The sequence below is a fragment of the Micromonospora maritima genome, from assembly GCF_902825405.1.
Taxonomy (GTDB): domain Bacteria; phylum Actinomycetota; class Actinomycetes; order Mycobacteriales; family Micromonosporaceae; genus Micromonospora; species Micromonospora maritima.
This window is the reverse complement of record NZ_CADEAU010000236.1, coordinates 1-8,267: the sequence shown is the minus strand read 5'-3', so window position 1 is coordinate 8,267 and position 8,267 is coordinate 1. Positions and strand designations below refer to the sequence as shown.

Sequence of the window (8,267 nt, the reverse complement as noted above, 5' to 3'; positions counted from 1 at the left end):
GTCGGTGAGCACCAGCGCCCGGCGGGCCGGGTCGGCCAGGTCGAGCCCGTCGGCGAGCGCCGCCGGCACCTGGAGCGTCACCGGCACCGGCCAGGGCGTGCCGTCGGCGAGCCGGCCACGCCGGCCCAGCGACGCCAGGTCGGCCCGGGTCATGAAGCCGGTCAGCGGCGTGTACGCCCCGGTCAGCAGCAACTCGAGATCGGCCAGCTCAGCGGGTCTCGGCGCGTACGACGGCGCATCCCGCAGAACATCCTCGGGCAGGACCCACCCGTTGCTCATCGAACCCCCAACTCACCGGCCGGCACACAGTTTCGCAGCCCACCGGCGATCGGTCGAGAGCGCCACTCCACCTCCCGGTCACCCGGCCGTCGGTCGGGTGTCGTCGGCGGCTCAGCCGGCGCCGGCCAACGCCGCCGCGCCGAACGACACGGCGAACCGTTCGCACCAGATGGAGACGCTGGTCAGCCCGGTGAGGTCGGTGCCGGCGGGGATCGCGTACGCCTGGTCGCCCCGGTTGCCCTTGAGCGGGCCGAGCGCCAGGTGCCGGCCGTCGTCGAACACGTGCCAGCCGGACGGACCGGTCCGAACCGGCTGGTCGGTCAGCCAGACCTGAAGATCCGGACCGTTGGAGGTGTTCAGCCCGACCAGTTCCAGCCGGTGCCGGCCGTCCGCGGTCCGCACGATCCGCGCGGTGCCCCGGGTCTCGTGCTCGTGACTGACGAACGGGCCGCTGCCGACCAGCACCGGGCCGGCCGGCGCGGGAGGCGGCGCGGACGCCGAGGCGGGCGCGGACGCCGGTGCCGGCGCGGCCGTGGGCACCGCCACCAGCTCCTCGTGCACCTCGGTGTCGGTGACCAGCTTCCACGGCTGGAACCAGTAGAGGGCGGTGGCCGCGCCGACGGCGAGCACGGCGAGGACGACCCACGTCAGCGGGGCGCGCAGCAGACGGAGCGGCATGCGTCGAGTCTCCCGGCGCCGGGTCGCGCGGTCACCGGTCCGGCTGCTTACGGAAGCCTTACCGGCCGGCGTCGGGGCGGAATCAGGGGCAACCCCGAGCGTTTCCCGGTGCCCGGGCCGGCACGTACTTCCTAGGCTGGGCGGGTGACACTGCTCGCGACCGAGTCGCTGACCAAGACGTACGGAGGCCGGGTCACCGCGTTGGCCGACCTCACCGTGTCGGTCGAGCCGGGGATCATCGGGCTGGTGGGCGCGAACGGCGCCGGCAAGTCCACCCTGATCAAGATCCTGCTGGGTCTGCTCCCGCCGACCAGCGGCCGGGTGCAGGTGCTCGGCCTCGACCCCACCACCGACCCGGCCGCCGTCCGCGCCCGGGTCGGCTACATGCCCGAGCACGACGCGCTTCCGCCCGACCTCTCCGCCGCCGAGCTGGTCACCCACCTCGGCCGGATGAGCGGGCTGCCGCGCACGGTGGCCCGGGAACGCGCCTCGGAGGCGCTGCGCCACGTCGGCCTGCACGAGGAGCGGCACCGGGCCGTCGGCGGCTACTCCACCGGCATGAAGCAGCGGGTCAAGCTCGCCCAGGCCCTGGTGCACGACCCCGACCTGCTGCTGCTCGACGAGCCCACGAACGGTCTCGACCCGGCCGGGCGGGACGCCATGCTCGCGCTGGTCCACCGGATCGGCACCGAGTTCGGCATCTCCGTGGTGGTCTGCTCGCACCTGCTCGGCGAGGTGGAGCGGATCTGCGACACGCTCGTCGCCATCGACGGCGGCCGGCTGCTGCGCGCCGACCGCGTCGCCGCCATGACCACCGCCACCGACGTGCTCGCCGTCGAGGTGAGCGAGGGTACGGAGGAACTGGCCGCCCGGCTCGCCGGGCTCGACCTGCCGGTGTCCCGCGACGGGCGGCTGCTGCTCGTCCCGCTCGCCGACGACGACACCTACGACCTGATCCTCGGCGCGGTCGCCGAGCTGGACCTGCCGTTGCACCGGCTGGACCAGCGGCGGCACCGGGTGGCCGAGCTCTTCGCCCCGAGGGAGCCCAGCCATGTCTGACGCGACCGGAGTCATCCACGACATCGGATACCAGCGCTACACCGGTCCCCGGCTGGGCCGCCGGCAGGTGTTCGGCGCGCTCTACGGGCACGGCGTGCGGACCGTCTTCGGGCTGGGCCGCAGCGCCAAGGCGAAGATCTTCCCCTGGCTGGTGGTCGCCGTGGTCACCGTGGTGGCCGCCGGGCTGACCGCGGTACGCAGCCAGATCGGCGAGGTGGTGATGACGTACGCCCAGTTCGCCGACGCGATGAGCTGGCTGGTCATCTTCTTCGTCGCGGTGGCCGCCCCCGAGCTGGTCTCCCGCGACCTGCGCAGCGGGGTGCTGCCGCTCTACTTCTCCCGGCCGCTGCCGCGCGGCGACTACGCGCTGGCCAAGCTGCTGGCCCTGGGCACCGCGCTCTGGCTGCTGCTCGGCGGCCCGCAGCTGGTGATGTTCCTCGGGGCCGCGTTCACCACCTCGCGGGGCCTGCGCGGGGTGTGGGACGAGCTGCTCGACCTGCTGCCCGGCCTGCTCTACGCCGGGCTGTGGGCGGTGGTCTTCGCCTCGATCGGCCTGCTCGTCGCCTCGCTCACCGGCAAGCGCGCGTTCGCCGCCGGCGGCATCGTGGCGGTGTTCCTGATGACCGCGCCGGTGGTCGGCGTGCTGTCCATCATGCCCTCCCGCACGGTCAACGAACTGGCCTTCCTCGCCTCCCCGTCGACCCTGGTCGGCGGCGTGGGCAACTGGGCGCTGGGCGACCGGCTGACCCAGGGACGCGGCGGCATGCCGATCGGCGACTTCGGGCCGGTCTACGCGGTCGTCGCCGTGCTGCTGGTCGCCGCCTGCGTCAGCCTGCTGCTCCTGCGATACCGGAAGGTGGCCGCCCGATGACGGCGCTGCGCACAGAACCCGCGGCCGGCGTGCCCGCCGCCACGACCAGCACGCTCGACCTGGCGGGCGTGTCCCGCTGGTACGGCAACGTGGTGGCGGTCAACGACGTCACCATGCGGCTGGGCCCCGGCGTGACCGGCCTGCTCGGCCCGAACGGCGCCGGCAAGACCACGCTGCTGCACATGATGGCCGGCTTCCTCGCCCCGTCCCGCGGCTCGGTGACCCTGGACGGCGAGCCGACCTGGCGCAACCCGGGCGTCTACCGCCGACTGGGGCTGGTCAGCGAGCGCGAGGCGGTGCACACGTTCCTCAGCGCGTACGAGTTCGTGCTGGCCAGCGCGAAGCTGCACCGGCTGCCCGACCCGGAGGCGGCGACCCGGCGGGCGATCGAGCTGGTCGAGATGGAGAGCGCGCAGGACCGGAAGATCGGCACCTACTCCAAGGGCATGCGGCAGCGCACCCGGGTGGCCGCCGCGCTGGTCCACGACCCGCAGGTGCTGCTGCTCGACGAGCCGTTCAACGGCATGGACCCCCGGCAGCGGCTGCACATGATGGCGCTGCTGCACCGGCTCGGCGACACCGGCCGGACCATCCTGTTCAGCTCGCACATCCTGGAGGAGGTCGAGCAGGTGTCCGGCACGGTCCAGGTGATGGTCGCCGGCCGGCTGGCCGCCTCCGGTGACTACCGGACCATCCGCCGGTTGATGACCAACCGGCCGCACGTGTTCGCGGTGCGCTCGACCGACGACCGGGCCCTGGCGGTGGCGCTGATGGCGGAGACCTCGGTCTCCGGCGTCGAGCTGGGCCGCACCGGCCTGACCGTCAAGGCCGGCGACTACGGCGCGTTCACCCGGGCGCTGCCCCGCATCGCCCTCCGCCACGGCATCCGGGTCCGGCAGCTGCTGCCGGAGGACGAGTCGCTGGAGAGCGTCTTCTCGTATCTGGTGGAGGCCTGATGTCGACAGTCACCTGGATCACCGCCCGCGGCCTGTTCGGCCGGAGCCGGTTCCTCATGCTGCTGCCGTTGCCGCTGATCCTCGTCGGCCTGGCGGTGCTCTGCCGGGCGCTCGGCGTGGATCCCGGCCAGTGGGGGCCGCCGGTGCTGGTCGGTCTCGGCCTGGCCGTGGTGCTGCCGGTGGTCGCCCTGATCGTGGGCACCGGCGTGCTCGGCGCCGAGATCGACGACGGCACGGTGGTGCACATCCTCACCAAGCCGCTGCCCCGGTGGCAGATCGTGCTGCCCAAGCTCGCGGTCGCGGCCGGGGTCAGCGCGGTCACCGTCGGCGTCCCGATCTACGTCGCGGGCGTGCTGGCCGACTCGGTACGTCTCGGGCTGGCCCTGGTCGCCGCGTCCGCGGCGGGCGCGCTGGCGTACTCGGCGCTGTTCCTCGCGCTCTCCCTGGTGACCCGGCGGCCGGTGCTGCTCGGCCTGGTCTACGTGCTGATCTGGGAGGGGCTGCTCGGCCGGTTCGTCACCGGCACCCGGGTGCTCTCCATCCAGCAGTGGGTGATCGCGCTGGCCGACCGGATGGCGCCCACCCCGCTGCTCGGCACCACCGTGTCCGTGCCGGTCGCGGCGGTGCTCACCGGGCTGGTGGCGGTCGGCTTCACCGTGCTGGCCATCGACCGGCTCCGCTCGTTCAGCGTGGCCGGCGAGACCAGCTGAGACCCGGACGGGACCCTTTCTCCGACGCCTCCCGGCGGTGGAAAAGGGTCCCGTCCGGGCCGGCCCGGTCTGCTAGGTTGCGGCGGCGACACCATCAGACACGGGGAGAAAATCTTGCGTTCAGTTCGACTCGCCCTGCTGGCTCCGGCCGCGGTGGCGATGATCGTCATGTCCGGCTGCACCGACGGCGACGACACCACGGCGGCGGAGCCGGCGGGTTCGTCCGCGTCCGCGCCGACGACCCCCTCGGCGCCCTCGGCGTCACCCACCCCGGCGGGCGTCGACGCCGCCACCCGGACCACCTGCGCCGCCGCCGACAAGGACATCACGGCCGCCCTCAAGGAGGTCGCCTCGGCGGAGAAGATCGGCCCGCCGGCCGGGCACTCCGCGGTCAGCGCGCAGTACTCCGCCGGTGCCGCGACGCTCTACACGCACGCGTTCACCAGCAGCGACGAGGTCAACGCCGCGGTGAAGGACGTCGCGACCGAGATGACGGAGCTGGCCGACACCTGGGCCAAGGCGCCGAAGAAGGCGCCGAGCAAGGCGGATCTCACCGCCGCCCGGGACAAGCTGAAGACGGCCTGCGCGGCCGCCTGACGTCCACCGCCGCGAGGGGGCGGCCGGCTACGGAGCCGGCCGCCCCCTCGCGTCCGCCCGCTCAGAACGCGCAGGCGACCACCAGTTCGGTGGTGCGGTCGGGCAGCAGATCCAGCTTGGCGATCCGGCCGGCCGCACGCAGGTCGTCGGCGACGGTCGTGAGCTGCTCCAGCAGGGCCGCCGGCCCGAGCGCCTCGGCCAGCGGCACCTCCGCCCGCATCGACAGCCTGCGCTCCGACTTGGCCCGGCGGACCTGGCCCAGCGCGTCGGCGGCCAGCCGCAACAGCTCCGGGTCGCCGGGCGCGGCCATCGCGCGGCCCACCTCGTACGTGGTCGGCCACGGCGCGCGGTGCACCGAGCCGTACCGCCACCAGGACCAGACCTCCTCGGTCACGAACGGCAGCACCGGCGCGAAGAGCCGCAGCTGCACCGACAGCGCGGTCGCCAGCGCCGCGCGCGCCGAGTCGGCCGCCGGCCCGGTGCCGTAGGCGCGCTCCTTCACCAGCTCGATGTAGTCGTCGCAGAACCGCCAGAAGAACGCCTCGGTGGCCATCAGGGCGGCCGTGTGGTCGTACCCGTCGAAGGCGGTGGTCGCGGTGGCGACCACGCCGGACAGCTCGGCGAGCATCGCGGTGTCCAACGGCTCGCCGACCGGGGCCCGCAGCGCGTCGGCGGCGCCCAGCCCGAGCGCGAACCGGGACGCGTTGAGCACCTTGGTGGCCAGTCGGCGGCCCACCTTGACCTGGGCCGGGTCGAACGCGAGGTCGGTGCCCGGCTTGCCGTTGGCGGCCCAGTAGCGGACCGCGTCGGACCCGTGCTGCTCCAGCAGCGCCATCGGCGTGACCACGTTGCCCTTGGACTTCGACATCTTCTTCCGGTCCGGATCGAGGATCCAGCCGGAGAGCACCGCCGTCCGCCAGGGCAGCACACCCTGCTCCAGGTGGGCGCGGACCACGGTGGCGAACAGCCAGGTCCGGATGATGTCGTGCCCCTGCGGGCGCAGGTCCATCGGGAAGACCCGGCCGAACAGGTCCGGATCGGTCTCCCACCCGCCGACGATCTGCGGGGTCAGCGACGAGGTGGCCCAGGTGTCCAGCACGTCCGGATCGCCGACGAAGCCGCCGGGGCGACCGCGCTGCGCCTCGTCGTAGCCGGGCGGCGGCGCACTCGTCGGATCGATCGGCAACATCGCCTCGTCCGGTGTGAGAGGGTGGTTCCAGTCCGGCTCGCCAGCGTCGTCGAGCCGGTACCACACCGGCACCGGCACGCCGAAGAACCGCTGCCGGCTGACCAGCCAGTCGCCGGTGAGGCCACCCACCCAGTGTTCGTAGCGGTGCCGCATGTGCTCCGGCACCCAGCGCAGCTCGCGCCCGCGGGCCAGCAGCTCCTCGCGCAGGCCGGCGTCCCGGCCGCCGTTGCGCAGATACCACTGCCGGGTCGAGACGATCTCCAGTGGCCGGTCGCCGCGCTCGTAGAACTTCACCGGATGGGTGATCGGCCGCGGCTCGCCGACCAGGTCGCCCGCGTCCGCCAGCAGCCCCACGAGCGTCCGCCGGGCGCCGTTGACGGTCTGCCCGGCCAGCGCCGCGTAGGGCTCCGCCGGCACGCCGGCCGGCGGCTCCGGCAGCAGCCGCCCGTCCCGGCCGATCACCACCCGGGTGTCCAGCCGCAGCTCCCGCCACCAGGTCACGTCCGCCAGGTCACCGAACGTGCAGACCATCGCGATGCCCGTGCCCTTGGCCGGGTCCGCCAGCGGGTGCGCGCGCACCGGCACCTCCACCCCGAACACCGGGGTACGCACAGCGGCGCCGACCAGGTCCGCGTACCGCTCGTCGTCGGGGTGGCAGACCAGCGCCACGCAGGCCGGCAGCAGCTCCGGCCGGGTGGTGTCGATCAGCACCTCGCGCCCGCCGGGGCCGGTGAACCGCAGCCGGTGGTACGCGCCCGGCCGCTCCCGGTCCTCCAGCTCGGCCTGCGCCACCGCGGTGCCGAACCCGACGTCCCACAGTGTCGGCGCCTCCGCCTGGTAGGCCTCGCCCCGGGCCAGGTTGCGCAGGAACGCCCGCTGGCTGGCCGCCCGGGCCGCCACCCCGATCGTGGTGTACGTCAACGACCAGTCCACGGACAGCCCGAGCCGCCGCCACAGCGCCTCGAAGACCTTCTCGTCCTCCGCCGTGAGCAGTTCGCACAGCTCGATGAAGTTGCGCCGGGAGATCGCGGTCGGGTCCTTGCGGGCCGCGTCGTCCACCGGCGCGGCCGGCGGGCGCCACCGCGGGTCGTACGGCAGCGCCGGGTCGGGGCGCACGCCGTAGACGTTCTGCACCCGGCGTTCCGTGGGCAGCCCGTTGTCGTCCCAGCCCATCGGGTAGAAGACCGTCCGCCCGCGCATCCGCTGGAACCGGGCCACGGTGTCGGTGTGCGTGTAGGAGAAGACGTGCCCCATGTGCAGCTCGCCCGACACCGTCGGCGGGGGAGTGTCGATCGCGTACACGTCCGCCCGCTGCTTCGTGCGGTCGAACGCGTACGTGCCGTCGGACTGCCAGCGGCGCGCCCAGGTCTCCTCGAGGCCGTCCAGGCTCGGACGCTCGGGAACGCCGGCGCGGGCCGTCCTCGTCGTGTCGGTCATCAACCGATGGTAGGCAGCCGGGCCGGGTCACTCCACGACATTCGGGTGGTCGGGGGACAGCGGACGGTGGCCCGGGTGTGACAGCATCTGCCCGTCCACGGATGCGGGGGAGGCACCACGATGGACGGAAACCCACGTACGCCCTCGGCCGCCGCCACGGTGGCCGGCGCGGTGGCGGCGGTGGCGGTCGGGGCGTATTTCGGCACGCGTGGCCTCGCGGTCGCCCGTCAGGCCGGCTTCGTCGACCTGGTCCAGGGTTTCCCGACCGGTTCGTTGCAGCTGGACCGCACGCTCGTCGCGCTGGGCGCGGGCGCGCTGCTCGCCGTGGTCCTGGCCACCGTCGCCGTGGTCGACCGGCTGCCGGGCTGGCCGGTCGCGCTGACCGGCCTGGCGCTCGACTACCTGGCCGGCGAGGTGGTCCTGCGGCAGGGTGCCGGCCTGGTGCCCCAGCAGCCACCCACCGCCGAGCAGGTCCTGGCCGTGCTGGCGGC

The 8,267-nt window shown here is 73.9% G+C and carries 8 protein-coding genes and 1 pseudogene; 6 read left to right on the top strand and 3 right to left on the bottom strand.

What is annotated here, in order from left to right:
• Together HUW36_RS19905 and HUW36_RS19900 are read right to left on the bottom strand one after the other, a co-directional pair.
• A pseudogene (locus HUW36_RS19905) lies at positions 1-279 on the bottom strand (adenylyl-sulfate kinase); the annotation flags it as partial.
• A gap of 111 nt (positions 280-390) precedes the next feature.
• A complete protein-coding gene (locus tag HUW36_RS19900; RefSeq protein ID WP_174529554.1) occupies positions 391-957 on the bottom strand; it encodes a DM13 domain-containing protein in 567 nt (188 codons plus the stop codon).
• A gap of 144 nt (positions 958-1,101) precedes the next feature.
• Between HUW36_RS19900 and HUW36_RS19895 the strand changes: the two genes are divergently transcribed.
• The 5 genes from HUW36_RS19895 (at position 1,102) to HUW36_RS19875 (ending at position 5,150) form a co-directional block, all read left to right on the top strand.
• Positions 1,102-2,016 carry an ABC transporter ATP-binding protein gene (locus HUW36_RS19895; protein ID WP_174529553.1) on the top strand — a complete coding sequence of 305 codons (915 nt, stop codon included), beginning with the start codon at positions 1,102-1,104 and terminating at the stop codon, positions 2,014-2,016.
• Positions 2,009-2,887 carry an ABC transporter permease gene (locus HUW36_RS19890; RefSeq protein ID WP_091570539.1) on the top strand — a complete coding sequence of 293 codons (879 nt, stop codon included), beginning with the start codon at positions 2,009-2,011 and terminating at the stop codon, positions 2,885-2,887. The genes HUW36_RS19895 and HUW36_RS19890 overlap by 8 nt, the downstream gene beginning before the upstream one ends.
• Positions 2,884-3,843 (top strand): ABC transporter ATP-binding protein, encoded by a 960-nt coding sequence (locus tag HUW36_RS19885; protein WP_174529552.1) that lies wholly within the window; start codon positions 2,884-2,886, stop codon positions 3,841-3,843. Before HUW36_RS19890 ends, HUW36_RS19885 begins: the two co-directional genes overlap by 4 nt.
• Entirely contained in the window at positions 3,843-4,553 is a 711-nt protein-coding gene (locus tag HUW36_RS19880; protein WP_174529551.1) for an ABC transporter permease, read from the top strand. Before HUW36_RS19885 ends, HUW36_RS19880 begins: the two co-directional genes overlap by 1 nt.
• Positions 4,554-4,667: 114 nt before the next feature.
• Positions 4,668-5,150 carry a hypothetical protein gene (locus HUW36_RS19875; RefSeq protein WP_246248235.1) on the top strand — a complete coding sequence of 161 codons (483 nt, stop codon included), beginning with the start codon at positions 4,668-4,670 and terminating at the stop codon, positions 5,148-5,150.
• 61 nt (positions 5,151-5,211) lie between these two features.
• Here HUW36_RS19875 and valS read toward each other — a convergent pair whose 3' ends face one another.
• Complete coding sequence (gene valS / locus HUW36_RS19870; protein WP_174529550.1) at positions 5,212-7,776, bottom strand: valine--tRNA ligase; 2,565 nt, start codon at positions 7,774-7,776, stop codon at positions 5,212-5,214.
• Positions 7,777-7,896: 120 nt separating this feature from the next.
• Here valS and HUW36_RS19865 point away from each other — a divergent pair.
• Positions 7,897-8,267: hypothetical protein (locus tag HUW36_RS19865; protein ID WP_174529549.1), on the top strand; the 371-nt coding region annotated here is incomplete at its 3' end.